This is a genomic window from Mesorhizobium sp. WSM3860, from assembly GCF_002294995.1.
Lineage (GTDB): Bacteria > Pseudomonadota > Alphaproteobacteria > Rhizobiales > Rhizobiaceae > Mesorhizobium.
This window is the reverse complement of sequence record NZ_NSGF01000005.1, coordinates 90,104-114,984: the sequence shown is the minus strand read 5'-3', so window position 1 is coordinate 114,984 and position 24,881 is coordinate 90,104. Positions and strand designations below refer to the sequence as shown.

Annotated in this window: 18 protein-coding genes and 1 pseudogene; 3 read left to right on the top strand and 16 right to left on the bottom strand. The window is 59.1% G+C overall.

Annotated features, from left to right (window positions below):
* Positions 1-113: 113 nt before the first annotated feature.
* From CK220_RS11080 to CK220_RS32400, 16 genes and pseudogenes are all read right to left on the bottom strand, one after another.
* Positions 114-920, bottom strand: coding sequence for a thermonuclease family protein (locus CK220_RS11080; protein ID WP_176479055.1), 807 nt, complete (start codon positions 918-920; stop codon positions 114-116).
* Positions 917-1,126: a hypothetical protein gene (locus CK220_RS11075; protein WP_095811571.1), complete on the bottom strand. Its 210-nt coding sequence runs from the start codon at positions 1,124-1,126 to the stop codon at positions 917-919. Before CK220_RS11075 ends, CK220_RS11080 begins: the two co-directional genes overlap by 4 nt.
* Before the next feature lie 9 nt (positions 1,127-1,135).
* Positions 1,136-1,501 carry an excalibur calcium-binding domain-containing protein gene (locus CK220_RS11070; RefSeq protein WP_245429109.1) on the bottom strand — a complete coding sequence of 122 codons (366 nt, stop codon included), beginning with the start codon at positions 1,499-1,501 and terminating at the stop codon, positions 1,136-1,138.
* A gap of 33 nt (positions 1,502-1,534) precedes the next feature.
* Positions 1,535-2,035 (bottom strand): hypothetical protein, encoded by a 501-nt coding sequence (locus CK220_RS31370; RefSeq protein ID WP_126078968.1) that lies wholly within the window; start codon positions 2,033-2,035, stop codon positions 1,535-1,537.
* 912 nt (positions 2,036-2,947) lie between these two features.
* The gene (gene nodB, locus CK220_RS11060) at positions 2,948-3,601 is read right to left on the bottom strand and encodes a chitooligosaccharide deacetylase NodB (RefSeq protein ID WP_095811568.1); all 654 of its coding nucleotides are present in this window, start codon (positions 3,599-3,601) and stop codon (positions 2,948-2,950) included.
* A 539-nt stretch (positions 3,602-4,140) separates the two neighbouring features.
* The gene (locus CK220_RS11055) at positions 4,141-5,610 is read right to left on the bottom strand and encodes a PLP-dependent aminotransferase family protein (protein WP_095811567.1); all 1,470 of its coding nucleotides are present in this window, start codon (positions 5,608-5,610) and stop codon (positions 4,141-4,143) included.
* A gap of 1,181 nt (positions 5,611-6,791) precedes the next feature.
* A complete protein-coding gene (locus tag CK220_RS11050) occupies positions 6,792-8,807 on the bottom strand; it encodes a carbamoyltransferase (protein ID WP_095811714.1) in 2,016 nt (671 codons plus the stop codon).
* A gap of 292 nt (positions 8,808-9,099) precedes the next feature.
* Positions 9,100-9,888 carry an ABC transporter permease gene (locus CK220_RS11045; protein ID WP_095811566.1) on the bottom strand — a complete coding sequence of 263 codons (789 nt, stop codon included), beginning with the start codon at positions 9,886-9,888 and terminating at the stop codon, positions 9,100-9,102.
* A 3-nt stretch (positions 9,889-9,891) separates the two neighbouring features.
* On the bottom strand, positions 9,892-10,914 hold the full coding sequence (gene nodI / locus CK220_RS11040) for a nodulation factor ABC transporter ATP-binding protein NodI (RefSeq protein WP_095811565.1): 1,023 nt from the start codon (positions 10,912-10,914) through the stop codon (positions 9,892-9,894).
* A gap of 43 nt (positions 10,915-10,957) precedes the next feature.
* Entirely contained in the window at positions 10,958-12,232 is a 1,275-nt protein-coding gene (nodC, locus tag CK220_RS11035; protein ID WP_095811564.1) for a chitooligosaccharide synthase NodC, read from the bottom strand.
* A 127-nt stretch (positions 12,233-12,359) separates the two neighbouring features.
* Positions 12,360-12,953, bottom strand: a complete 594-nt coding sequence (locus CK220_RS11030) for a NodA family N-acyltransferase (protein ID WP_095811563.1) — start codon at positions 12,951-12,953, stop codon at positions 12,360-12,362.
* 800 nt (positions 12,954-13,753) lie between these two features.
* On the bottom strand, positions 13,754-14,935 hold the full coding sequence (gene ubiM / locus CK220_RS11025) for a 5-demethoxyubiquinol-8 5-hydroxylase UbiM (protein ID WP_095811562.1): 1,182 nt from the start codon (positions 14,933-14,935) through the stop codon (positions 13,754-13,756).
* A 410-nt stretch (positions 14,936-15,345) separates the two neighbouring features.
* Complete coding sequence (locus CK220_RS11020; RefSeq protein ID WP_095811561.1) at positions 15,346-16,320, bottom strand: hypothetical protein; 975 nt, start codon at positions 16,318-16,320, stop codon at positions 15,346-15,348.
* 752 nt (positions 16,321-17,072) lie between these two features.
* Positions 17,073-18,488 (bottom strand): mannose-1-phosphate guanylyltransferase/mannose-6-phosphate isomerase, encoded by a 1,416-nt coding sequence (locus CK220_RS11015; protein ID WP_095811560.1) that lies wholly within the window; start codon positions 18,486-18,488, stop codon positions 17,073-17,075.
* Positions 18,488-19,918: a phosphomannomutase gene (locus CK220_RS11010; RefSeq protein WP_095811559.1), complete on the bottom strand. Its 1,431-nt coding sequence runs from the start codon at positions 19,916-19,918 to the stop codon at positions 18,488-18,490. Before CK220_RS11010 ends, CK220_RS11015 begins: the two co-directional genes overlap by 1 nt.
* Positions 19,919-20,493: 575 nt before the next feature.
* Positions 20,494-20,611: pseudogene (locus tag CK220_RS32400) on the bottom strand (IS481 family transposase); the annotation flags it as partial.
* A 299-nt stretch (positions 20,612-20,910) separates the two neighbouring features.
* On the opposite strand from CK220_RS32400, the gene CK220_RS31870 reads away from it, so the two are divergent.
* The 3 genes from CK220_RS31870 to CK220_RS10990 all read left to right on the top strand — a co-directional run bounded on the left by CK220_RS31870 (position 20,911) and on the right by CK220_RS10990 (position 24,780).
* Complete coding sequence (locus CK220_RS31870; RefSeq protein WP_095811557.1) at positions 20,911-21,123, top strand: NYN domain-containing protein; 213 nt, start codon at positions 20,911-20,913, stop codon at positions 21,121-21,123.
* A gap of 1,607 nt (positions 21,124-22,730) precedes the next feature.
* The gene (locus CK220_RS10995; protein ID WP_095811556.1) at positions 22,731-23,423 is read left to right on the top strand and encodes an OmpW family protein; all 693 of its coding nucleotides are present in this window, start codon (positions 22,731-22,733) and stop codon (positions 23,421-23,423) included.
* A 94-nt stretch (positions 23,424-23,517) separates the two neighbouring features.
* Entirely contained in the window at positions 23,518-24,780 is a 1,263-nt protein-coding gene (locus CK220_RS10990; RefSeq protein ID WP_095811555.1) for a cytochrome P450, read from the top strand.
* Positions 24,781-24,881: the final 101 nt, after the last annotated feature.

Sequence of the window (24,881 nt, the reverse complement as noted above, 5' to 3'; positions counted from 1 at the left end):
GGTCGAACGCGAAGGGGCCTACTTCAAGAATCCGAGTGCGGAGCTCTGGCATTGTTTTCGCGCAGGGACCGAGCTCGAAGTGCAAAGAGGGGTTTCCGTCCTGTAGAGAAACTCTACCGCTTTGACCGTCTCCAACCGGCTGCGACGGCCTCGGCTTCCGAGCAGAACCACCTTTCCCCCTTAGCCGGGCTAATTAGGGTGACGCTATAATATTTTTGTCCCGGTATGTGATAGATGCGTTCGCCCTCAGCCGATATATTGCCTTTGATATTGCAGCCGGCATTTCCGCTACTGAAAACTGAAAGCGGTGCAGTCGTTGGCCCGTCGTCACTATGTTGCGCTCGCCAGTCCCACGGCGCTTGAAAAGATCCCACCCATAAACCGACCCTCGCAGCACTGGCCTTCGATTGTTGCGTTGCATATTCGCCCTGACTGTACTTCGGCCAATCGAGAGCTTCGCCATGCTCGACCATCCACGCCGCCACGTTGGCGCCGTCGGACCGGGTGCAATCTCCGACAAAGCGCCCGTAGCGATCCCACGTAACGAACGAGCAGTGAATCGGCCTGGAGGCAGCCAGGAACTCATCCAGCGCTTGGGCGGAACGCCGGCCGCAGGGATATTCGAACCCCTTCGCATCGTCGCAGTACTGGCGGCTCTCCGGCGCGTCGATACCGTTGAGACGTATTCGTTGACCATGTACCTCGATCGTATCGCCATCGATGACCGAGGCGACTCCACCAATCGCGACTGGCTTCGGCTTGATCAGGTTTTGCAAATTGATCTCTGGCAGCGAGCCGGTGTTGTGCATGACAAACTGCGTCACCAGGGCGGTAGCCGCCGCCACAGTTACCAGCACGAGGCGGAGCGGCACGCTTGCCCAACGGCTGGCGCGAGAGCGCTTGGCGCGGAGTTGCTTCATCTGCCGCCAAACAACCTTTTGAGCAGGCTCCAGAAACTGACGGTGGTGCGGTCATAGACCCGATTGTAAGCGGCTCGCTTAGGGTCGGTGACCCATCCCATACCGCGTGGAGCCTTCATGCCGAGACTTTGCTTCACCATACGCTTGACGGATGTTCTGGCCGCCAAGCTGCGTTTGATGCTTGGTCTGCGGATCCCGAATTTCATTTTGCTCCCCTACCTCTCGCAACCCACGCCATCGTGATCACGGTCAAGGCGGTTGCGATCGGACGGGCCGACCGAGACAGGTCCCTGGACGACGGGGTTGTTGCCCCTGCCGCCGGCGCAGTCCAGATCGGCGCCGGTGTTTGGCAAGGCAGATGCCGGCTGCGCCGTTCCGCGGTACTTTTGAATGACAGCCGTCATCCGCTGCCCGTCGCCCTCGATCTTCGTGTTGTTGCTGTTGGGGTTGAACGGGTCGACCGTCTGGAGAAGCTGGTTCTGGCGAGCGGAGTCACCTGACGCCAACGTCATCGTGTCGTAGTTGTTGAGATAGTCGGCCGCGCAGCCGCTAACACTCAAGGCCACGATTGCGACGCACATCGAGATCTTCCTTCGCATAGCGTCGTTCCCGCCTTACACCGGGGAGGGATTGATGCCGGCTGATTTCAACTTCACTCCAAGTTTAGCTCGCGTGGCGCAAGCCGCCTTGTCACCAGCAACGCATTTGTTGTTCGCATCCTTCCAGTCCAACAGCGCGGTGTTGATCCAACTGCCAGGCGCGCGGGCAATCCCATAGGGCGTAGCCGATGCACCGGTAACAACCGGCGCTGCTGCCGCGCCAGCTTGTCCATGCGGCGCTCGCTTCCAACCGCTGATGATGAGACAATTTCTCATGAAATCATCCTCGGCAATCGCATTGCCGATAGCATTGCCAACCCCGGCACCGGCAACAAACCCCGGCGACCCGATAGCAATATAGCCTTGGTCTACTGACCTTTTCTGAAGTTCGCACTGTGCATGAGCGACATCGAAACTCGGCCCATACCCGATCTGAACGTAATCTGCTTGGTTGCTAGTTTGACAGCCGCATAGAGCGGCAGCCGCACAGAGTGCCGGCAACACCTTTATTTGCATATCCCCCCAACCCCTCCCATGGCTGAGGCCAGCATCTCTCAAAGCAAATATTAGCGCAAGAGACCAAATCCATTCTGGTGAACGCTGAACTGAAGTTGCTGTCGTCTGATATTGTCCGGGTGTAACGGGCGCTCTCAGCTGGCAAGCATGCTTGGCCAACCCACTCCATCGAATGACCAGACCATCTCACTCATGACGGATGTAGGGATTGAGGTACGCTCGTATCGGAGAGCAAACACGAACCAGCGTCATTACAGCCTCTCCGTGTTCGCCCTTTTGTGCTTCGAAATGCCTGATTGTGACAGTCCGGGCGCGATGTCGACATCTGCACGCCGGTCGAAGCCGCGCTGCTATTCAAACGGCGGCGAGACTTGATGCTTTGGATTCGCTAAATTGTTGTGACGGCCGTGGCAGAGGAACGCACCTTTGCGCGATTGCGTCCCTCCCCTCATCATCGGCTGCGAGCGGTGGGCGGCGAAAATCACCATGACCGCATTCGCTTGCAGGCCCGCATGGCCGCATGTGGGCGTATGTCAATGTCGGCGGCGCCATTACCAGGTGGGAGGAGCGCGGCTCGGCGCAGCAGCGCCGTTCTGCACCACGAACTCGGCCAGGTGAAAGATGGCGTCGCGCGCCGGATCATCGTGACGATCAACGAGCAGATCCACAGCGGGGTGCGCGAGTCGGAGGACCGGCCTGATTCGCAGCCGAGCGGTCGGGCGTACCCCTTATAACGGCAACGGCGGCTTGGTTGGCCAAACCTTGTGGACGTAATCCGCGATCCCCAAGGCGCGCGATGTAAACCTCCGGCAAGTCCAATAAAAAATTTATGGCGAAGTGGATCATATGCAAGCCCTTCATAAGCAAGGCCACACGATAAAGGCTGGGAAAGCAGGCATAGGATCTTGCGTTTCAGTGATGTACTGGAAGCGAGCGAATTTCATATCCGCTGGCATGTAATGCCGGAATCAGATTGGACAGCGCCACAACGGTCTGGTCGCGCAGACCGGCTTGAGTGCCGGAATCGTCGGGAGGGCAACCGTCATGCAAGAGCACGATTGCGCCAGGCCGGACCGAAGCGAGCACTGCATCGACGATCGCGTCGGTGCCGGGCCGCGCCCAGTCTCTTGGGTCTATCGACCAATGAAGGGCAGCCAGCCCGGCGATCTGTGACGCAGTGAACACTTCTTCGCTCCAGGCGCCGTATGGCGCGCGAATGTAGCGGATCGAGGCCTGCGGGCATGCTCCCATGATGGCACGGTTCGCCTCAAATACCTCACGTTGCACTTCGCCCAAGCCGCATTTGGACAGATCCGGATGAGACATCGTGTGGTTGCCCACCTCGTGCCCTTCTGCGATCATTCGCTGGATGAGATCCGGGTGCTCTGCGGCATAGGCACCAATGACGAAGAAAGTCGCTGGCACCCCGTTTTGCGCCAGCACATCGAGTATCTGTGGTGTGAAAAATGGATCGGGACCGTCGTCAAACGTCAGGTAAACGCTCGGACGGCCGGTTCCATCAGCGCATTCACTCTGCACCTCACATATCTTATCAAGATGCTTCATAGCTGCGTATCCTCAATTGTTGTACCGGACATCGGCCGCGCAATCGGCATAGCCAAGAGAGCACGTGCTCAACGCGCGAGACGTGCAGGTCGAGGCTCGGCACTCCGGAGTGGGCTCGTTCGCGAACGTAGACGCAATGGCCGCCACGCGGTACCGACGATCTGGTCGAAAAGCAGAGCGGCTCGCTTAGAGTTCGGCGCAGAGCAGGAAAGCACACACCAGAAAACGCATACACCGACAAACACCACCTAAGGCCGCATCTTGAATTCTTCTATGCGACGTCCTTTCAATCGGCAAAATCGATTGTTTCGATGACGAGCATCCACTTTGCGGATAGACGAGACAAAGGCCATGATCTGAACCTCCTGGTCGTGCGACGCACCCACCGAGCGCAACCTCATGGGGTGGCAAGCAGATCAACCCCAAGTCAGCCGGCCATGAGCGCGGCCGTGTGCCCGGCTGTCAATTATTCCGACGATGACTGTTTTCGGCGAGCACCCACGAACGTGGCCTGCCCGCGCGCGGAAACCGTAAGCGTCTCAAAGTTGAGCGACGACGTCCCGCAGCATCTCGACGCCTTTTTCGATCTGCCGGATGCCCAAGGCGGAATAGCCCATGACAAGCCCGACGCGATCGGCCTCGCCTGCTCCCGACTGCCGATGATAAAGCGGCGAAATGGGGTGCAGACCTAGACCCGCGTATCGCGCGGCTTCGACCAACGGCGTTTCGCGCGACCGCGGCAGGTCGTTGAACCATATGACGACGTGCAGTCCAGCCTCTGCCCCCTGGACGGCGATCCTATCTTGAAAACTGCGTTTCATGGTGGTCAGCAATACCTCCCGGCGCTCGCCGTTGAGGCGGCGCACGCGGCGCACATGGTTTTCATAGCTGCCGCTCTCGATCAGGGAGGCCAATGACTCCTGCTCGGCTATCGGAGAATGCCGGTCGGCAAACTGCTTGGCAGTTTCGAAAACCTGCTGCAATTCCACCGGCACGACGAGATAGCCGATGCGCAGCATCGGCGAGAGCGTCTTGGAGATGGTGCCTAGGTAGATGACGGCCCCATGATCCTCCAGGCTGTGCAGCGGGGGAACGGGGCTGATATCGTAGCGATATTCGCTGTCGTAGTCGTCCTCGATGACGTAGGCGCCCTCGTCCCGCGCCCATTCCAGAAGCTGATGCCGCCGCGCGATCGGCATGACGCCGCCGAGCGGAAACTGATGCGACGGCGTCGCATAAGCAAGCCGGGCCGCGACTCCCGCCAGTTGCTCCGTCTGTATGCCGTGCTCGTCAACCTCGACGGGAACCGGCGTGGCACCTGTACTGGCAAAGACCTCGCGCGCCATCCTGTAGCAGGGGTCCTCAATGACGAAGCTGTCCCCTGGGTCGAGCAGCAGGCGCGCGCAGAGATCGAGCCCCTGCTGCGAACCATTGACGATGACGATCTGCTCAGGGTCGCAGCGCACAGTACGAGCGCGCCAGAGATAGCCCTGAAGCGCCTGGCGCAGCCGGCGCGAACCGCATGGATGGTCGTAGGCGAGCCGTGCCGGCCGCTGCGCCATCACCGCGTTCATCGTGCGCTTCCAAACGGATGCCGGGAAATCTGAGGGCGCCAGGTCGCCATATCGGAAATCGATCTTCAGCCTGTTGGGCAGGTAATCCGGCCAGCGCCGAGCGCCACGCAGCCGTTCGCCATAGTTTGACAAGTGACCCGGGCCGGCCTGTTTTTGGGGATTGGCCGTTAGCTCAGGTCCGATCAGCGAGGACGCGACACGATGGCGCGCGCCTTGACGGACGTCGATGAAACCTTCCGCCGCCAGCTGCTCGTAGGCAGCGGTGACGGTCGTCCGCGAGACTCCGAGTTCCTCGGCGAGACCACGTGAGGAGGGCAGTTGGCTGCCGGTGTTGTAGACGCCTCTGAGGATCTGCTCGCGAAGCGATTCGTAGATCTGGCGCGCACCCATGCCGTACGAGCGGTTTGAGCCACCGGGACTTGGAAACTGGACCATTTCTTTTCCTCCCAACTGGACCAGTTTGCAGCTATTGTTGCAGAAAGCCAAGAGTTGTCCGAAGTCGATGCCCGAGCCCGACCCCCGCTCCAAGACTGAAAAACTGGCACAGTTTGCGAGCGGCCAATTCGGCTACCCGCGCGATAGGCTGCGGCGCTCCAGTCGAACTCGCATGGATTAGATCGGCGTTGCCAACTGAGGTTCGCGTCACGCTAGGAAGACGTTCAACGTTCCTCGCGGAAATCCTTCAGCGACGCGTGGCGCAGCTTGAGAAGCGCACCGCTCTCTACCATGCCGCGCGGCTGGAGATGTTGCACAACGGGGTGCTTGAGCGAAAGGAGCAGACCGACCGTTCTGCTGAAACGGTCGAGGAAGCGGCGGAAATATTCGCCGAGGCTGTTCAGCCCTTGCCGGAGGCACTCAGACGCTCGGTATGTGAGAGCCAGGCCGTCACATCGGGCTTTTGCAGTAGCAGACAACGGACGGCATCACTCGTCCCGGCCATCCGGATATCGGCGCTATCATTCGCGCTCGAACACCTTGGCTCAGATCGACCGACGCCGAGAGCGGCCCGTCGTCGCGGCTTATCCTTGGCGATGCCGATAGTCCGATCAATCACTCGGCCGGCCCGACCCGCGTCCGCCAGATATCCGAGTTTGCGCCGCCTTATCGCCTGGCTTATGCCGCCACGGATCGCTTCGACCTGGTCGCTTCAGAGCCTCACCGGCCAAACCCCTTCCTCCGGATCTGCCGACATCAACGGTTTTATTTTCGACATCCAATGCGCCCGTAGTAGTCCAACAGCTCGCGTTGGCCACGCCCTCATTCGCTGACCTCGACACGAGGCGATAACGCGTTCGACGCGGCTCCAACTGCCGGCTCCGTGAACGAATTTGATCTTCGGACTCGCCTTTCGCCGACGCCTCGAAGCGCGCCATTGTGCGGGACTCCAGATCCGCGACATGCCTTGCGCAGGTCGTGTGAGCGCCAGGCCGAGGCTGAAGTCCATATAGTTGGCGCGGCACCAGTCGAAGACCTGCGGATTGCAATAAATGGCTGTGGATCAGGATCCGGGTGTTCGGCCAATTGCTCCGGATCCCCGGCACCAGGCGGCGTGTCATAAGAAGGTTCTTGGACGACCGGTGTTTCGGCAGCTGGTATCGGTCGTCCAGGCTCTGGCATCATTTCTGGTGAACGCGAACAGCTTGTGAGGGGTGCATCCGAACGTGGCGCTGCTCCCACAATCGTCTCAGCTCTGATGTGAGAGCCTCGCGCTTGGCTTGATCCAGCGTAATCGTGTCGAGGAGATCCGCGAGCACGGCCTCGCCTTCGATCCGCGTCAGCAGATCGAACAAGTCATGTGATATACGCGCACAGTCACGGTTATCCGTTCGAATTTCGCAGACGGTCTCCTGGCGATCCTGCGCCGTGTATTCGCGGACTTTATGCAGGGATACATAAGGCGGCAATGAAACCGCGAGCGCAGTCCAGTCCTGCAGCGTTGCGGCCCGTTTTTTGACGAGGTACGGCCCGACCACAAGTCCATCCAGCTCTGTCGTCAAGAACGTGGCAATCGAGTCTGCAACTGAATCTACGATGGGCTCGGCATTGTTGTTAAAGGACGTGTTGAGCAGCATTGGGATGCCCGTCCGCTGCTTGAAGGCATTGATGAGGTTCCAGTAGGCAGGACTGGCCTTGCGCGATACTGTTTGCAGCCGAGCCGTACCGTCGACGTGCGTGATGGCGCCGAGCAAACCACGTTTGGAATCGTGCACACGAACTACGAAGTTCATGAACGGAAATTCGCACGCGCTCCCCGGGAGGTCGAAAAATTCGCGCGCATCCTCCTCCAGCACTGATGGGGCGAACGGGCGATACCCTTCCCGCTTCTTGACCATAGCGTTGATCCGGTCCTTGTTTGTGGCGGGCCTGGGGTCGGCAAGAATGCTGCGATTTCCGAGCGCGCGCGGCCCGAACTCCGAACGACCTTGCACCCAGCCGATCACGGCGCCACCCGCCATCCACTCGGCTGCCCTATCCGCCACTTCCTCGGTGCGTTCAAACTCCAGGTGCCCCGCCCATGCCTTTAGTTCCTCTTCGACAGCGTGATCACTCGCGAGATCCGGCCCCCAATAAACCTCCTGCAATCGCGCACGCGGCGCGGGGCGGCCCAGCTCATTAGACGCGATTAGTGCAGCGCCAAGTGCGCACCCAGCATCATGCGATGCGGGCTGCACGAAGATGTCTTCGAAAAGTCCTGAATAGAGCAGCTTGCCGTTCATGGAGCAATTGTGCGCGACTCCCCCGGCCAGGCACAACCGCGTCATCCCGGTGGCCTCACGATAATGCCGAAGAATGTGAAACACGATGCGTTCGAGCGCCTCCTGTAACGACGCACTCACATCCTTATGTTGCTGGGTGAATGGCATTCCCTTTTGCCGAACCTGAATGCTGCGGAGCAAAGTCGGGCCGATGCGGTCCAGGTGGACGCGATACTCGCCGTTTGCTGACAGTTCATAGAACTGCTCGAAAAGCTCGCGATACGGAACGGGATCGCCGTAGGGGGCAAGCCCCATTACCTTATACTCATCGAACAAGCCGTAGCCGAGATACCGGATCGTCTCGAGATAAAATTGCCCAAGGGAATTGTTCTCTGGGAAAGTCGCTAGTTGCTTAATTTCAGTACCGGATCCTATCGCCATAAGGCCCGACAGGAAATCACCAGAGCCATCGACCGCAAAAATCAGACTTTGCTCGAAGCCCGACATTGCAAAAGCACTCACGGCGTGCGCCTGATGGTGACTTACGAACGAGATGCGCGAAGCGTCAAGTTCGGTACCGAATTCCTGCGCCAACAGCTTCTGCACCAACAGTTTAGCATCCAACGGAATGGAGGCATCCGGCTGGGAAACAAGCATGTTTTCCAGCATGGCATTCGAGTAGGCTTCGGTAGCGTAGAACGCCACACGATCGATTTCGCTGAGCTGAACCCCGGCTGCTGAAAGACAGTATTGAGCCGCACTAATTGGGAGCTTGTTGGAATGTTTGATCCGATTGAGGCGCTCTTCTTCTACTGCCGCAATGACCTGTCCGTCCCGGACGAGCACCGCAGCGCCATCGTGCATGAATGTGTTCGGAATCTGAAACCTGTTTTCATAGACTTTGTCCAATCCGCCGTTCACTCCTAGACACAGCATCTTGCTCTCCATTTGTCGTACAGGAATACTAAATTGGCCTGTCTCGAGGCCGTTCGATCAGAAAGACCGGCTGCGTCGTCATTCGCCGCCGGCGAACGCCAGTCAGACATCATTGACCTCAAAGAAATTCTCTTGGGTCCGCCGGGATCAACATAAGATCCTGTGCTCGAGACGCCGGTCGTTCCATAGCGTCGTGAGATTGAATCGACGCCAGCCAAACCCTCGCCGCACATACTGGCGACGTCGTTTTATTTGCGTCCATAGCGCATGAGTTTTCGCCTTCTCTTTCGCGTCAGCGCATCAGTCGGCGGCGAAACAGCGCCATCGAGAGAAAGAATGGCAAGAGTGCGTACAGGCCGAGCACACCGATGTGCAGGGCGATGCCGGCGATCGGGCGATCAAGCATAATCGGACGAATGAGGTCGATCGAATGTGACAGCGGCATGCATCGCGCTATCTTCTGAAAGGTCTCAGGCAGCTGATTCAATGGGAAAACGGCGCCCGACAGGAACAGCATAGGTGTGAGCACAAGCGTCTGGTAAAATACGAAGTAATCGTAGCTGGGCGAAAGTGCGGTGACGATCATCGCGAGGCTTGCAAATACGCACCCCGTCAGAGCAATGATTGGCAGCCCATAGAGGACGGACGGCCAAGCTGCATAGCCCAACGTTACGGTGACAATGGTAATTGCCGTACCGGCCAGGAAGGCCTTGGTGGCTGCCCAGGCCAGTTCACCCAAAACGATGTCGCCGAGGGTAACGTGCGTGTACAGCATGGCTTCCCATGTGCGTTGAGAATGCATGCGAGCGAAAGCGGAGTACAATGTTTCGAGGGTAGAGGCGGTCATCGCACTTACCGCGACCATGCCGGCCGCCAAAAAGGCGATATACGACGCACCGTCGACGTGGCCGACCATTATGCCGAGTCCGGTGCCGAGTCCGAAAAGATAGATCATCGGATCGGCTAGGTTACCGAGAATCGACACGAGTGCGACTTTCTTCCATGCCAGATAGTTGCGGCGCCACACCGCAACCCAGTTCCACGCATTGGCCGGCAGCGCCGCGGCAAAACCTTCAATCATCGTTCACTCCTCCATCTCGCGCCCGGTCAGCCGCAAGAAAACATCCTCGAGATTGGCTGGGCGCAGAAGAAGACGCAGACCTGCACGCTCCTGCAGTTGCGTGCGCACCTGGTCGGGGTCTGGCGCATAGCAATAAAGGGTTTCGCCGCTGATCTCGATGCGCTGAGAATGTGGCTTGACCAGCGAATGCAACTCGCGCGGATCGCCGCCGTAGATCTCCATGACCTGGCATCCTATATGCTTGTCGATAAGCGCCTGCGGGCGGCCTTCGGCGATGTTGCGACCTCTTTCGAGCACGCACAGCCGATCGCATAATCTCTCAGCCTCTTCCATGAAATGCGTCGTCAGGATAATCGTCTTGCCGCGTGCCAACAGGGCGCGCAGCCGTTCCCAGATCAGGTGGCGCGCGTGCGGATCGAGGCCGGTGGTCGGCTCGTCCATCACAATGAGCTGGGGGTCGTTGATCAACGCCCGCGCCATCGTCAGGCATCGCTTCATCCCGCCGGAAAGTTCCGAGACACGCGCATCCGCCTTTCGCTCGAGGCGAGCGAATTCGAGAAGCGACGGGATGACCGCTTCGCTCTGGCGTGTGCTCATGCCGAAGTAGCGGCCGAACACCAGCAGGTTCTCGCGTACGGTGAATTCCTGGTCAAGATTGTCGAATTGCGGGACCACGCCAATGCCCCTGCGTGCCAGCCGAGCGCGCGCCGGCACCGGGACGCCGAGCACCGTGATCGTGCCCGCGTCAGGGCATGTCATGCCAAGGAGCATACGCGCAATCGTGCTTTTGCCCGCGCCGTTTGGTCCGAGGAGGCCGAAACACTCGCCCGACGCAACGCTGAACGACAGTTCGTCGACAACGACCTTGTTCCCATACGACTTGGTTACGCCGGCAAAATCGACCGCCACGGTCGACAGAAAGTCAGGCAGGGAGCTTTTCGCGCTTCTTGGCCCCTCAGACTTCCGTTCGATCGGACCAGTCTCGAGCCGCCGCAAATCCTCATGGCCCAACTTCCCACTCAACACTTGATGTTCCTGGTCCTGGCTCAAAGCTCTTCCACCTACGTGACTATTGCTGTTCGCTGTAAGTTGCGTCAGGTCTCACCAAGTTGTGCTTTGGAATGGCGCCACCCGTGTTTGACACATTGGCCGCAGAGCCTCGCGATAACCAATCGCTATTGCTCAATGTACACAGCGCGTATGCTTTCAATGGGAGCAAGAGAAAAATGTTGATGAGTGTGTGGAGCGAGAATCCGAGAAATCGAAGTTGGCGCGAACGAAACGCTGCCACGCTGCAGCGAATAAAAGTCATGACTGCGATCGTCAGGCATGCCGTCCAAGGCACGGTACCTGTCGTTACGAATTGGGCGAGTCCCGCCAGGAGCGACAATGACAGCAATAATGGTCCAAGGTTCTGCCCAATCACGTCCAATGTGATATAGATATTAAGGCCGCGCAGCAGTTGGAGCCCCAGCAACGTGTCACGGAACGTACTCCGGGCCCAGCGAAGTTGTTGACGCAGATAAGGCCCGATGCTGTTGGGAACGACTGTCGCCGCGACCGCCTCCGGGACATATTCTGTTCGAAAGCCTGCTTTCAGCATCAGGATCGTAAGGTGGCGGTCCTCACCGAAGTCGCTCGGCTTCCCTCGAAAGCGCTGCGTCTCGTACTGATCCAGCAGCGAAACGAGCGCGGTTCGCCGGTACATGGCACACGGACCGCAGCAACACATGACGGCACCGAACCGAGCCTGCGCTGCCCGCTCTTCGTTGCAAGCGAGCCAGTATTCCATGTCAATTAACCGCGTCAGCCAAGTTTCATTGCGATTGCTAGCCGCCAACTGGCCCATGGCGGCGCCGATCGCTTGATCTTGCATCTTTAGCGCAAGCCTTGTGATGACGTCTGGTGCGAGTATCGTGTCCGAATCTACATTGAGCACCAAATCTCCGCACGAGCGGCGAACCGCCGCAATCTGTGCCTTGCGCTTTCCGACATTCTTTGGGAGCGCAATGAAGTTGAACCTCGGGTCGCGCTCGTATTCCTCGTGTACACCTATGAGGGCATCGCGGTTTCCAGAACCGTCATCGACAACATAGACCTTCAATTCTCCGGCATAGTCCTGACTTGCGATGGAAGCCAGGCAGTCCGAGAGGGTGCGAGGTGCCTCGTTGTAGCACGGGATAATGACATCGACGCTCGGCCAAGGCTCACAGCCGGCCGGTTCGCCAGACGTCGGCGGTACGTTTGCAGGCAGGGTATAAAGCACCTGCGCGGTCTTATAGACGGTCGACAGCAGCGCATAAGAGCAGACGGCGACAATACTGGCTGGGACAAAGAGGTTCATGAGATGTCAGGTTTTTCAGTGCATTTGAGGAAGCGAGCGGACAATAAATCCGTGGTCAAGGCTGGATTCAGATCGGTCAATGCGATGAGGGGCGGGTCGCGGTGACTGATATCATTGTGAGTGTTCTTCATAGCTCTGGACCGTTCCGATCGATCAAAGTGCCGGCCGGCCACTCGCTCATTGAGCGGCCAATTGGGAGCACCATGACGAGCACGTCGTCGTCGACTCGCGTGGGAGGAAGATCGGGGTACACGTCCGGGTGGGTTGAACGCACGCTGACACCCGACAAAATGCTCGCCAAGCCTTTGCGGCAGAACCTGCCAACATGGTTTCGGAGCGCGTGCCGAACCGTGCCGAAAGCGAATGGAACGCCAAGCTGCTGCAGCACTGGATACATCGCGCTGATCGAATGGGCGATTCCTAGCCCCTCAAGATCCGGACGCACCCCGTATAGACCGAGTTCAGCGACAAGCAGATCAGCGTCGCCAACTTTGATGTATCGGCGCAGCACGCCCAAGTGAGCTGCTACTCCGTGCACATCATAGCCGATTGCGCGGACCTCCGGCCTAGCACCGGCCCAACTTCGACCGCCTGCGAAAGCCTTTGCACTAAAGGCTCCGACAGGCTCATAGATCTTCTGGAAGAACTCAGAGAGTTCGAGATGATCGGAAAGCCGCAACTCATTTTCCCAGCACAACCTCCACTGCACGTCAGAGCGCATGCGAAGACTTCCTCTTTTTCGGGTTCTTTTACGCACTACGCGGTTGGTGCAGCGGCGGTGCATGTCATGTGGGCGGTCTATGAACGACCCGCACAGATTGGTAAAATTGATTGTTTAGATCGCCAGCATCCACGCTTTGGATGCTAAAACCATGCGTTTCAAAGGCCTTGCTCTGAACCTTCTGGTCGTGCTCGATTGGGCCGATGGAGCGACGGCATCGACGGCAGCTGTCGGTGACACAACCTGCTTCAAGACGGCCAGCGCGTGGCTGCGCCCCCGTGCCGAAGCCGCGGTCAAGTGGAGGATGGGCCCGACTGTCAGGCTTCAGCAAACATTGCGACCTTTGAGGCACGATCGCAGCTCTGGTTGGCCGGTGGCAACAGGCTCCGGGAAGCCTCTGGCTCGACAAGTTGCGGCGAGGCGGCATGCCAATGGCGCGATTGTCGCGCTCGCCTACAGAAATCGTCGGTCAATGCTCTCGAGTGTTGCCTGTCAACCGGACTGTCGGTGAAAGCACCTGAGAGCGGAAAGGAGGGCGCCCCCGGATGGCGAGGTCGCCTGATAGGCGGCGCAGGTTGTCGTCTTGAGCTGCCTCCTGTCCGATCGATTTGACGAGGGGCTGCGATGCCGTTGCCGTGGACCGCTGCTTCCAATTCGCGCGGTGGACAGGTCTCGTATGCCGGCTGCGCCGTATCCAGTTGAGAACGACATGCGTGCAAGCAGGAGCCGGCTGCGCGTTGCGCGGGTCAAAAATTGGGGCTACGCCGCCATGCTGATGATGACACCAAGGTGACCGGGGTTCACCGCCTCAGCATGGCCGCAATGCCATGACGGACAAAGGGAAGATGTTGTCCGAGGCGCAGCCCCACATGCCTTGCTAGCCGCGCCGCCGGATGCTCGCTTGAGTAGAGTCCGACGAGGATATTCGTAGCATGATAGAGCGGCGCCGCCGACAGGCGCAATCGGCTTTCATATCTGTGGAGCATGTCGGGATCGGCAATGTCGCGACGCTCAAGCCATGCTGTCTGGATAGCACGGGCGAGATGCTTTTGGCCGCCGAGGCCGATGTTGAAGCCATGCGCGGTCACCGGGTGCATGCCGATGGCAGCGTCGCCGATCAATGCGGCGCTGGGCGCCCGGAACCTGTGCGCCCAGGTTGTAACCAACGGGTAGATATGGCGTTGGCTTGCCAGGCTCATCTTGCCGAGACGCCCTCGACAGCGCTTTGTCAATTCAATCAGGAACAACTCCTCGTCAAGGGCAAGCAGTCCGTCGGCCTCGTTTGAGGCCAAAGTCAAAAGCAGCGACGACACGCCTTGCGCGAGGGGCAACATCGCTACCGTCTGATGATGATCGAACCATTCGATAGCGATCTGGTTGTGGGGGCGCTCGTGCCTCACCCGGCAAATCAGCATCGAGTTGCCAAGCCGATTGATATCGGCGCCGATGCCGAGCAGATTGCGGGTGGCGGAAAATCGCGAATCGGCAGCAACGAGAAGCCGGGCGGTCAGCTGCCTGCCATTGGAGAGCGTTATGACTGCTCCCTGGCGGCTGTTTGTTGCACGAACGACCGAGTGGCCGCACAACAGCCGGGCATGGCCCTGCAAGCGGATGATCTTGAAAAGGGCATCGCGGATCCGGCAATTCGGGACCAGAACGCCCAGTGGTTCTGCGGATCGGCCCGGCGAATCGAAACACAGCGCGAAGGGACTCGATCCGTTGAGGACGCGTGCGCCTTGAAGCGGTGACTTGTCCGAAGCGCGGATAACATCCCAGGCGCCGAGCTCGCGAAGGATGCCAATCGAGGCGTGGGTGAGCGCGATCTCGCGACCGTCGAAAGCCGGACTTGCCAGTCTTTCCAGGGACTGTCCTTCGACAACCGCCAGTTTGAGCTCGCTGTGGGCAAGCGATGCGGCGAAGGAAAGACCGACCGGCCCGGCGCCAACCACAATGATGTCGAAGCTGTCGTCAAGGCCAGACATCAGCGTGCCGCCTGCGCGTCGGCTCTCTTCGCGAAACGCTGCTGGAGTCGAGCCGTATGTCGCACATCGATCGCGCTGCGATCCATGGCCGGCCGCATCGCCTCAGGCGCGTTTCTCGCGTCGGTTCCTGGCTGGTGAAGCGTCATTTGCCCGCCGTATGGTCCAGATTGTCAAGATGATGGGAGCGACGATCAGGCTGTCGGTCAGCACATGCGTTTCCCCTGAAGAACTGGCCGATCAAACCACGCCGACAAGGACATGGCCTTGATCTGGGTCAGTCTAGGCCCCCAACCGGAGTGACCTCGATCCAGTGTGCCAGCTGATCCCATGACGACGCCATGGCACCAGCTAGCCCAAGGGAGAACCAGGCGTGTGATCTGGGGAAAGCTGTTTTCAGGACTTTTGCGAGATCAGCGAATGACCGGCTCGCCGTGGAAGCGCCGGCGCGAGGGCGGGGACACGCCGAAGCCGACTTCCATCATCAGCCTTGGCGTGCGCGAAGGCACGGTGCCCATATGGAAGCCAAACGGATCCTCGACAAAGCCGAGGCCGGCTTCGCCGGTCAGCGTGACGGGGCTGTCATCGCCATAGACGTTGAGAACCTCATGCGCGGGATGGCCGACGAGCAGCGTCAGTTGATGCTTGAGGATGCGCCGCTTGTGGCTGCCCCGGACATAGACATGCGGGCCGGTGCCCTCGTCGACCGGCGCCAGATAGAAGAAGAATTTCAGCATCCGCCAGTCATCGAGATCGAAATGATACTTCCCCAGCGAGGCACGGTTCTTGTCGGCGTCGGAAGCCTGGCCGGTGGGAAAGCTCCACCACACGCGTGTGGTGATCAGTTTCGCCTGAGCGCCCAGATAATGCGCGGCGATGTCGAGCAGCAGCGGGTCGTTCTGGATTGCGACCGCTGCCTCGCAGCCGAGGATGCGTTCGAAATAGTGGCCGCTGAGCAAGGAACGGCCGAAACGCTTCTCGGCCCCGGCATGGTCCTCAGGCATGAATTCGAAACGCCGATCGAAATTGCCGAAACAAGGCGTGCACCGGGCGAAGGCGGCGATCTCCTCATGGATGAAAGTCGGAAGGACGAGCCCGCAAAACAGCCCGTCCGACCGCAGCGACTCGACAACATCCTGGCGATCGACGCCGGCAAACATCGTGTCGTGGGCCTTTTGCGACACGCAAACCGGCTTTGCCCCACGCCAGTGCATCCTGCGGGCCGGCATGGTGCGGGCCAGCACGAACATCGGCAGCCATGCCGGGTTCTCCCGAATGTCCGACAGATAGGTGGGAATGCGCACGGCGATGCGGCGCAGAACGCCGCCGTCTCGCGCGATGGCCTCGAGACTAGCGGTGCCGGATTTGTCAGGGCTCGAAAGGGTCATGAAGGTCCTCAGCTATGAATGCGATATCGACGAAGCCTCGGTTCTCGCTGCCCCGCCGCTGGGTTCCAAGCCCGATTCCCGCAGCGGAAGGACGTCTAGCTGCGGGTCGGATTTTGTGCAATGCACAATAGCCCTTGCGCGTGGCAAATGCTGTTAGGATCAATGTCCGAAGTTGGTCGGACAGAAGACCCCGCCGAGCCTTCGATCGAGAACAGCCGTATTTTGAGATCGGGGCCCTATAAACGCCGCCTGAATGGCAACTCTGTTTCTGAGGAAGCTGGGGTGGCGCCCGCCGAGTGCACCAACTCGCCAGCGATGATCGCGGTGGCATCGCTTTGAACGCCAATCTGTGCGGTGACGTTTTTGTCCTCGCCGTAAACTTGGGAATCCAAAACCTCCGATCCGGATTTCGCAGATATACTGCGCATCGACCGGCCCACGACCGACTGCAATGCATTGTCTGGTCGATCGGACGGTCGGCTATCTTAGCGAGGCACACGCGTGAAGGGCATAGAGGTGCCATGCGCCGAAGGAACTGAGTTCCAAATTGTCCTTATTGAAGGGGACGTCTGACAGCGCAGGTAATGGACCGAATAGCTCTTTTAACCGGCATTTCGGCCGAATGGGAGCATCTTCACCGTTCCAGTAATCAACGCAACCTTCTCGCTTCAACTCGGCACGTCACAGCTTAACGAGAAAACGGAAACCTCAACGAAGTTCCCTTCTGATCACGACCTGTAGACGTCGGACTGTCAGGTTCGGCCGTATACGTCCTCAAACCGCACAATGTCATCTTCGCCTAGATATTCGCCGCTTTGGACCTCAATCATAACCAAGCCGATATTGCCGGGGTTCTCGAGCCGGTGTTTGTGGCCGCACGGGATATAGGTGGATTGATTGGTGGTGAGGAGTAGCTCCTGGTCGCCGTTGACTATTTTCGCAGTGCCGCTGACCACGACCCAGTGCTCGGAGCGGTGATGGTGCATCTGCAGGCTCAAACGCCCGCCCGGGTTAACCTCGATACGCTTGATCTTGAAGCGCTCGCTTTCCTCCAGAACCGTGTAGGTGCCCCAGGGCCGGTGCACGGTACCGTGAAGCAAGTGCGCTTCGTGTCCCGCAGCCTTGAGCCCCTCGAACAGTTTCTTGACGTCCTGGACGCGATCGCGGGATGCAACGAGCAGCGCATCGGGGGAATCGACAATCACCAGGTCGCTGACGCCCACCGTCCCTATCATTCGTTTGTCCGAGCTTATGTAGGTGTCGACCGTGTCCACTAGATGGACATCGCCGCGGATCCTGTTGCCGCTCTCGTCGGGAGGGATCAGTTCGGCCATTGCGTTCCAGGAACCGATGTCGTTCCACCCCATCTCGCAAGGGACAACGGCGAGATTGTGCGCCTTTTCCATCACCGCAAGGTCGAGCGAGATGCGCGGAGCCACGGCGAGATGCTTGGCCGAGAGCTCGATGCTGGCGAAGCGCTCGCCGTCAATGACTGCGGCGTTCTCGTAGCTGCCGAGAACGGCATCGACCACCTCCTTGCAATGCAGGGCCATCTCATCGAGCATGACTTGCGCTTTGAAGCAGAAGATGCCGGCGTTCCAGAAGAAACGTTTGGAGGCGACATAGGATTTGGCGGTCTCGACGTCCGGCTTCTCTACGAAACGGACGACTTTTTCGCCATCGGCCTCGATGTAGCCGAATCCCGTGTCCGGCCTTTCTGGATTAATGCCCAAGGTTGCAATGCGCCCCTGCCCCGCATGCTCGATCGCCCGACTGATGGCGCTTCCAAAGGCCGCCAGGTCGCCGATCATCTGGTCCGCGGGAAAAATGCACAGGATTGCATCCGGCCCCTGTGTCGCCTTGGCGTGGATGGTCGCCGCGGCGACCGCGGCGGCCGTGTCCCGGCCCTCCGGCTCGAGCAGGAAGGTGCGTGGGAGCACGACGGAATCCAGCTCGTCAAAATGGTCTTTCGTGAGGAAGAGATGGTCCTTGGAGGTCACGGTGACGAGCTCGGCCGCCCCAACAATCGAAGCCGCGCGCAAGACGCTGTGCTGAATGAGTGAATGCCCGTCGGCCATCTTGAGGAAAGGCTTGGGGTGCGACTGCCTGGAGGCGGGCCACAGCCGCGAGCCGGCTCCGCCGCTGATGATGACAGGAACCACTTTCATCAAATGCCCTCTACCGTCTGCGACGAGAATGCCTGTGCTCTTTTCAGCACCGAGGCGACGATCGTCGTGGCTCTGCTCTCGCTCGAAGCTTCCGAATAGCAGCGCAGTTCGGGTGCATTGCCGGAGGGCCGCAGGTGTATGATCTCGCCTGTGCGCATACGCACCCTGAAGCCGTCGGTTTTGTCGACTTCGGCTACGGTCCCGAACGGGGCGAGAAATTGCTGCAGCGCGTCGAGGTTTGCGAGGCGATCCATCAATCTGCTTGAACGCTCGGCGGAGAAATCCTGCAGCCGGTCGCTCGCGCATACCGGAAGCTTCCAGAGCTCGCGCAGTTGCGACAGCTTCTTCTTTGTCGATGCCATGGTACCGAGAACAGCCAGGATGGGGAGAAGCGAGTCCCGCGTCGGCAGGGCGGTCAAAGTCTTCCCGTTCGCCGTGTAATCCGACCCCAGGAGAACGCCACCATTGGCCTCGAAGCCGACAACGATGCTGCCGGCACGATGTGACGCCTCCATGGCTTCGATGACAAATGGCGACCCGACCTTTGTCCTCAGAACGTCGAAGCCGAAAGCTTTCGAAATGCCGGAATTGGAGGTCACAGGCGTCACGACGGTATCCGCCTTCAGGAAGAGAGCCGTGGCGAGCCCAACCAGATCGCCGCGAAACAGATCGCCATTTTCATCGGCAATGAGTGGCCGATCAGCGTCCGCATCGGTCGACACGATGGCATCGAGATTGAATTCGCGGATCCATTCTTTCAATTTTGCAATCGTGGCTGCATCCACGGCTTCGGTATCGATAGGCAGGAAAGTTTCAGTTTTCCCGACGGCGACCACGCCGGCGCCGAGCGATTGAAGAACTTCCACCAAAAGTCTTGCTGCTACCGAACTGTGCCGGTAGACTCCAAGTCTTAGGCCGGAAAGGGAGCCCGGCTCCAGCATGTCATTGGCGCGCTCTCGATAACAGGCCATCGCTTCTTCATGGCGGATAGGCCACGTCGTTCCCAGAGGAGCGGGTGGCAAGCAATATGCATTTGATCTTTCGGCGACAAAGCGCGTAATCGCGGCCTCATCCGCCTTGCTGATTTCACCATTCGGGCCGTAGAATTTGATGCCGTTGCGATCGGCTGGAATGTGCGACCCAGTGACCATAAGAGCCGCCGCGCCGTGTCTGCGTGCATATAGTGCCAGGGCAGGCGTCGGTATGGCGCCGCAATCGATCGGCTGGAAACCATTTGCGGCCAACGCCGCCATGCAATTGTTGACTATCGCTTGGCTGCTGTCACGCAGGTCGCGGCCTACGAAGACCGAACTATTCGGCTGAACCTGGCTCGAACTCAAACGCCAGGCGAAAGCTTCGGTATAAAGCCCGCTGGCCTTGCCGAGCAATTCCGAATCCAAACCTCGAATGCCGCTTGACCCGAACTTCATGACTTCGCTTTGCTGGTGGACAGGTAAGGTATAATATTGCGGTGGGGTAGTAGCTTCTATTGAAAGCGCCATCGTTCTCAGCCACCTGCTATTCACATGTAATGTCTCTTCAGCATGGTAACGGCCGATCAAATTTGCAGAACGACCCAAACAGGAGCTCAGAACGAAAGTTAGGGACTCCACTGGCAGTCAGGGGCATCCATAGCTCTCCTTCAATTGAAGCTCTTGGCGCGCTCATCTAACGATCAACGCAGGGAGTGATCGGTCAGTGTCCGCCGGTACTTCGCTATGCAGCATTATGACGTATCGGTAAACTTGGTTGTTTGGATGGCAGGCATCCATGGCATGGATTGGGAAGCCTTCTTGATCAGCGCCGTAGAACCCTGCGATTTAGCTAATGGATGAAGGTCGGCTCGATGTGGAGCTTCCGCCCGACTTTGCGGCAAGCCTTGGCAAGGCCTTCGACCTATAGCAGGGGCCGTTATGGTCATGACACGCTCGACGGTAATCCCAAAGACCGGCACAGAGGGGAGAGCAGCCTTGAGGAAAGGCGGAGGCGCTTTCCTTCTTCTCGTCGGCAAGATTTTCGAGAAGGCGACACGTCAAAGAGTCATCGATGCAGACATGGACGAACTCCCATCCGATGCCGCGGCTGTTGGATTGTTCCTTTCGATCGCCGGTGATGCGGTGACCGAGATCCGGAGCGGCTTGCGTAGGCGGGGCGGGGCGCGCCCATGAGGGCAATTTTTTATATCGATGCTTTTAATTTCTACTAAGAACCAAATACCAGCCCCAATTAAGTGGCTGAATTTAAGGCTTTGGCGGATCTAATGGTACCCTAGGGGACGACTGTCGGCGCCGACAATATTATACAGCCGCTGTGTCAGGAAAGATCGACAACGATGCGCCAAAACGCCAGCAGGTGTTGGTGGCGGCGGTGAGGACGGTCTCAGAAATCAGCATTCATAACGGGGGTTTTTGTATTCGGAAAAATGGGCTGGATTGGTAAGCCCGCCTCAGGCTACGCCAGATGGCTACATCTGGGATATGCCACCCCCAGCGGTGGTATAGGTGGCCAAAACAGAAGAGAAGGCAGCGACGTCAATTTAGGCGCTTATCTCGTCCGCGACGCCTTCGTCGATGCGTTCGATGTGGCCTATCTTGTGACGAATGATACCGATCTAGTCGAACCCATCACGATGTAACCCAAGAGGTGGGCAAGCAAGTTTGTATCGTCGCCCCGTGCCAGCCGCGCGGCGTCGTTCCCGTGCCGTCCCCTCTCTAGAAAGCTGTGTCATGTTCAACACTACACCGACGACGCAGAGGTGGCGGCATCGCAGTTTCCGGATGTGGTGCTTAGGAGGGGAAGAACCCGATCAATAAACCGGCTACTTGGGTCTAGGGTGCCGCATTCATCCGCTGGTTTGGGGGGCTGGGTCGCGGCAGCGATTCACTTTTCGTTCACGATATTAGCGCAAGCTAACGTAAGGTCATGCTGGTACAGCGTACATGCCTGAAAGCCCTAGCGCCGATCACCCTCTGCGCTGGGGCTTTTCTGTGTCTCCAGACGGTGTGAGTTCTGGAGGTGCTTGCGGGACTGTTCAAGGGCAAGCCGCGATTGCTCGATTTTCAATCTTGCATCTTCCACTTCGGCGCGGGTGCGGCCAATCAAGCGGCGCGCGCTATCGACAAGCCGCCGTTGTGTTCCCCATGGATGCATCTCTTGGATCACCGGGCAACCCGTTCAAGTTCTGCCGATAGCTGGTCAGGATCAATCGAGCCTCGCCGGTAAAGCGCCAGGACTTTAGGCGCTATGCGCTCGGGCTCATGATCGCCTGCGACCGCGTGCTTCGCACAACGGTCGTTCAGGGCTTTCGTGAGAATTGCGAGTTGGGCGGAATCCGCCACACCGTATGCCGACATGCTCGTCTCCCCAGACGGACGACGGGAAGACGATACACCTAGAAAAAGTCAGAACCGAGTCAATTCCGTGCGACCTCAGTCGCGCATTACAGCGCCTAGGTTCCTACCTTGAAACATATTACCCGCTATCTAAGCGTTGTTTCCGGATGGGGGTTTTGAGGCCTTCGCCGCCAGTCGAAGTGCCAAAGCTAAAACATTCGCTGCGCCTTGCCTAACTCCACCGGTGTTTTCGTTCTGGGCGCGGCTCGTCATAATCCGTTGGTCAGGCGACCACACGAAACCCTGGCAGAAGACATCGGCTAAAAAAACCAACGGCGATGCAAAATCTCTGGGTCTGTCAGTCTACCGATGAATCTTCCGACTCCGGAGATGGGGCTGCCAGCTCTTGTCCGCGGCCGCTTCTTCTGTGCCACGGCGGTCTCGTCAGCGACGCTGCAATCGAAACAGCGCATCTTCACCAAGGTGGGACAGGTTCTCCGCCCGAAGTGCTCATGCGGCGAATTGCCAGCCAGGGTAGGTATGCCGGCAAGCCACTCCCCGTTGTGTCCACGGTCCCCGGGTCTGCGACCGCACGTGAACATAGGCTGGCGCCGTGTGAAATCTCCGAGGGTTTGAGACGTACAGCCCGTTCCCGTCCCAGAACCCGGCCGACTCTGGACTGCATTTGCCTACCCTGATGGCTGCGTCTGCACCGTTGTCGGATCTTCGACGAAGTCGGACATGAGACACAGCGCTCTCAGAGCGATCGCATTGTTTCGCAATGATTTGTCATTTTGGCACGACCTATGCGGGGGCTATCGCGCATGACCGCTCCGTCAATCTCGATTGATGCGAGCAGGGTTCAATCAAGGCGCAGTGCGTCGCTTCTGCGGATCAAGGAGAGAAGAGTATGGCGAGAGCGCGAATTAGCGTGGCGCGGGCAGTAACAGCGGCTGTCGTCCTCATCGTTGCGGGACAGGCCGGCGCGGCAGATATTCATCGAGCCGCGAGCGTTGCGAAGGTAGGAGCCCCGGTCGCGGAAGCTCCAAGCCCCTGGCAGCTCCGCATGCGCGCGTTGGGGGTGATCACCGAGGATTCGGGCTACGTCAACGCGGTGCCCGGCTCCGGTCTTTCCTATTCGAACAGCGTGACGCCGGAACTCGATATATCATATTTCTTCACCGACAACATCGCCGCCGAACTCATACTCGGCACCACCTATGCCAACATCGATGGCCAAGGTTCGATCGGCGGGCTGGGCGAGATCGGCAAGGTCTGGCTGCTGCCGCCAACGCTCACATTGCAGTATCATTTTACCGATTTCGGCCCCTTCAAGCCCTATGTCGGCGCCGGCTTGAACTATACGATCTTCTATCATCAGCAAGCCGGCAGCGCCGATGATCTCAAGGTCAAGAACACATTCGGCGCCGCGCTGCAGGTCGGATTCGACTACATGGTGGACCAGCACTGGGGCGTCAACTTCGACGTGAAGAAGCTTTTCCTTAAGCCCGACTTCGACGTCACTGTCGCCGGCGCTAAGCTCACAGGCAAGGCTAAGCTCGATCCCTGGCTGGTAGGCGCAGGTCTCACCTACCGCTTCTAACGACGAAGCACACTGAAGAGGCACTTCCCAGGTCCGCGCCCGGATCATCCGTGCCGAGAAGTGCACCGCGATGGGTCTAAAGGGAGTTGTTGGCATGCGCGTAGAAAACGATCATTGCGACGTGATCGGTGTGCCGGCCGCTCCCACGCAACTTGATGATCTGTCTTCTGCGATTCTGCAGCAGAGGGGAGTGGCGCGGGTGTCGCTGCCTGGCGATGTGGTGGCCTGGGCGGCAGGCCGTCACCAGACGCTCAGGCGGATGCTTTCCGACCAGCGTTTCAACAAGGACTGGCGACAGTGGCGGGCGCTGCAGGATGGCGAGATTCCCGAGGATCATCCGCTGATCGGGATGTGCAAAGTGGACAACATGGCCACAGCGCACGGCGCCGATCACCGGCGCTTGCGCGGCCTGCTGTCCAGCAGCTTCGCGCCCAGTCGTATCGCCTTGCTGGCGCCACTGATCGAACAACGCGTCGATCAACTCCTGGCCGAGATGGCGCAGCGCGGCGGCAGTGCCGATCTGATGTGCGAGTTCGCTGTTCCGCTGCCCACAAACGTGATCGCCGAACTGTTCGGTTTGCCGGACGAACAGCGTGAAGAGATCGTCGCCCTCACCTACAGCCTGGCCAGCACCTCCGCTACAGCCGCAGAGGTAAGACAGACGCGGCAGCGCATCCCGGAGTTCTTCCGTCGTCTGATCGCGCTCAAGCGTCGCCGGCTCGGCGACGATCTGGCTTCGGCGCTGATCGTCGCACGCGACAATGGCGAGCTCGTTTCCGACACCGAGCTCATCGACATGCTGTTCATGGTGCTCTCTGCAGGCTTCGTGACTGTCGCCGGCGTCATCGGCAATGGCATGCTGGCATTGCTGACGCATCCGCAGCAACTGCACCTGGTACGCAGCGGCCAAGTTCCGTGGTCACAGGCGATCGAGGAGATTCTGCGGTGGGGCAGCTCAGCGGCCAATCTGCCATTTCGCTATGCCACCCAGGACGTGGAGATCGACGGATGCATAGTGCGCCGCGGCGACGCCGTGCTGATGGCGTTACATGCGGCGAACCGGGACGAAAAGGCCTTCGGTCCCGGCGCCGACAGGTTCGATGTCACCCGGCTGCACAACCCGCACCTGTCGTTCGGCGAGGGACCCCATTCGTGCCTGGGCGCTGCGCTGGCGCGCCTGGAATTGGGCTGCGCCTTCCCCGCGCTATTCGGGCGGCTGGAGGATCTGGCGCTGAGCATCGCCGCGGAGGACGTGGTCTACATGCCGTCTTACGTCATTCGCTGCCCGGAGAGCCTGCCGGTCACCTTCCGCCCTTCCATGCCCCAGAGAGTGCGGCATTCGCCCCGGATTCACTGATTCTGAGTGGAAGGCTCGGCCAGTTGTTCTGCGTTTGCATGGGAAGCAGGCGCTCGGCGCAGTACCGGAGGTCATCCCGAAGCTCGGGTGGTAAACGTTGT

Coding starts and splice junctions, on each gene's coding strand:
- CK220_RS11080 (WP_176479055.1), bottom strand. CDS start 920: ATGAAGCAACTCCGCGCCAAGCGCTCTCGCGCCAGCCGTTGGGCAAGC.
- CK220_RS11075 (WP_095811571.1), bottom strand. CDS start 1,126: ATGAAATTCGGGATCCGCAGACCAAGCATCAAACGCAGCTTGGCGGCC.
- CK220_RS11070 (WP_245429109.1), bottom strand. CDS start 1,501: ATGTGCGTCGCAATCGTGGCCTTGAGTGTTAGCGGCTGCGCGGCCGAC.
- CK220_RS31370 (WP_126078968.1), bottom strand. CDS start 2,035: ATGCAAATAAAGGTGTTGCCGGCACTCTGTGCGGCTGCCGCTCTATGC.
- nodB (WP_095811568.1), bottom strand. CDS start 3,601: ATGAAGCATCTTGATAAGATATGTGAGGTGCAGAGTGAATGCGCTGAT.
- CK220_RS11055 (WP_095811567.1), bottom strand. CDS start 5,610: ATGGTCCAGTTTCCAAGTCCCGGTGGCTCAAACCGCTCGTACGGCATG.
- CK220_RS11050 (WP_095811714.1), bottom strand. CDS start 8,807: ATGCTGTGTCTAGGAGTGAACGGCGGATTGGACAAAGTCTATGAAAAC.
- CK220_RS11045 (WP_095811566.1), bottom strand. CDS start 9,888: ATGATTGAAGGTTTTGCCGCGGCGCTGCCGGCCAATGCGTGGAACTGG.
- nodC (WP_095811564.1), bottom strand. CDS start 12,232: ATGAACCTCTTTGTCCCAGCCAGTATTGTCGCCGTCTGCTCTTATGCG.
- CK220_RS11030 (WP_095811563.1), bottom strand. CDS start 12,953: ATGCGCTCTGACGTGCAGTGGAGGTTGTGCTGGGAAAATGAGTTGCGG.
- ubiM (WP_095811562.1), bottom strand. CDS start 14,935: ATGTCTGGCCTTGACGACAGCTTCGACATCATTGTGGTTGGCGCCGGG.
- CK220_RS11020 (WP_095811561.1), bottom strand. CDS start 16,320: ATGACCCTTTCGAGCCCTGACAAATCCGGCACCGCTAGTCTCGAGGCC.
- CK220_RS11015 (WP_095811560.1), bottom strand. CDS start 18,488: ATGAAAGTGGTTCCTGTCATCATCAGCGGCGGAGCCGGCTCGCGGCTG.
- CK220_RS11010 (WP_095811559.1), bottom strand. CDS start 19,918: ATGAAGTTCGGGTCAAGCGGCATTCGAGGTTTGGATTCGGAATTGCTC.
- CK220_RS31870 (WP_095811557.1), top strand. CDS start 20,911: ATGGGCTGGATTGGTAAGCCCGCCTCAGGCTACGCCAGATGGCTACAT.
- CK220_RS10995 (WP_095811556.1), top strand. CDS start 22,731: ATGGCGAGAGCGCGAATTAGCGTGGCGCGGGCAGTAACAGCGGCTGTC.
- CK220_RS10990 (WP_095811555.1), top strand. CDS start 23,518: ATGCGCGTAGAAAACGATCATTGCGACGTGATCGGTGTGCCGGCCGCT.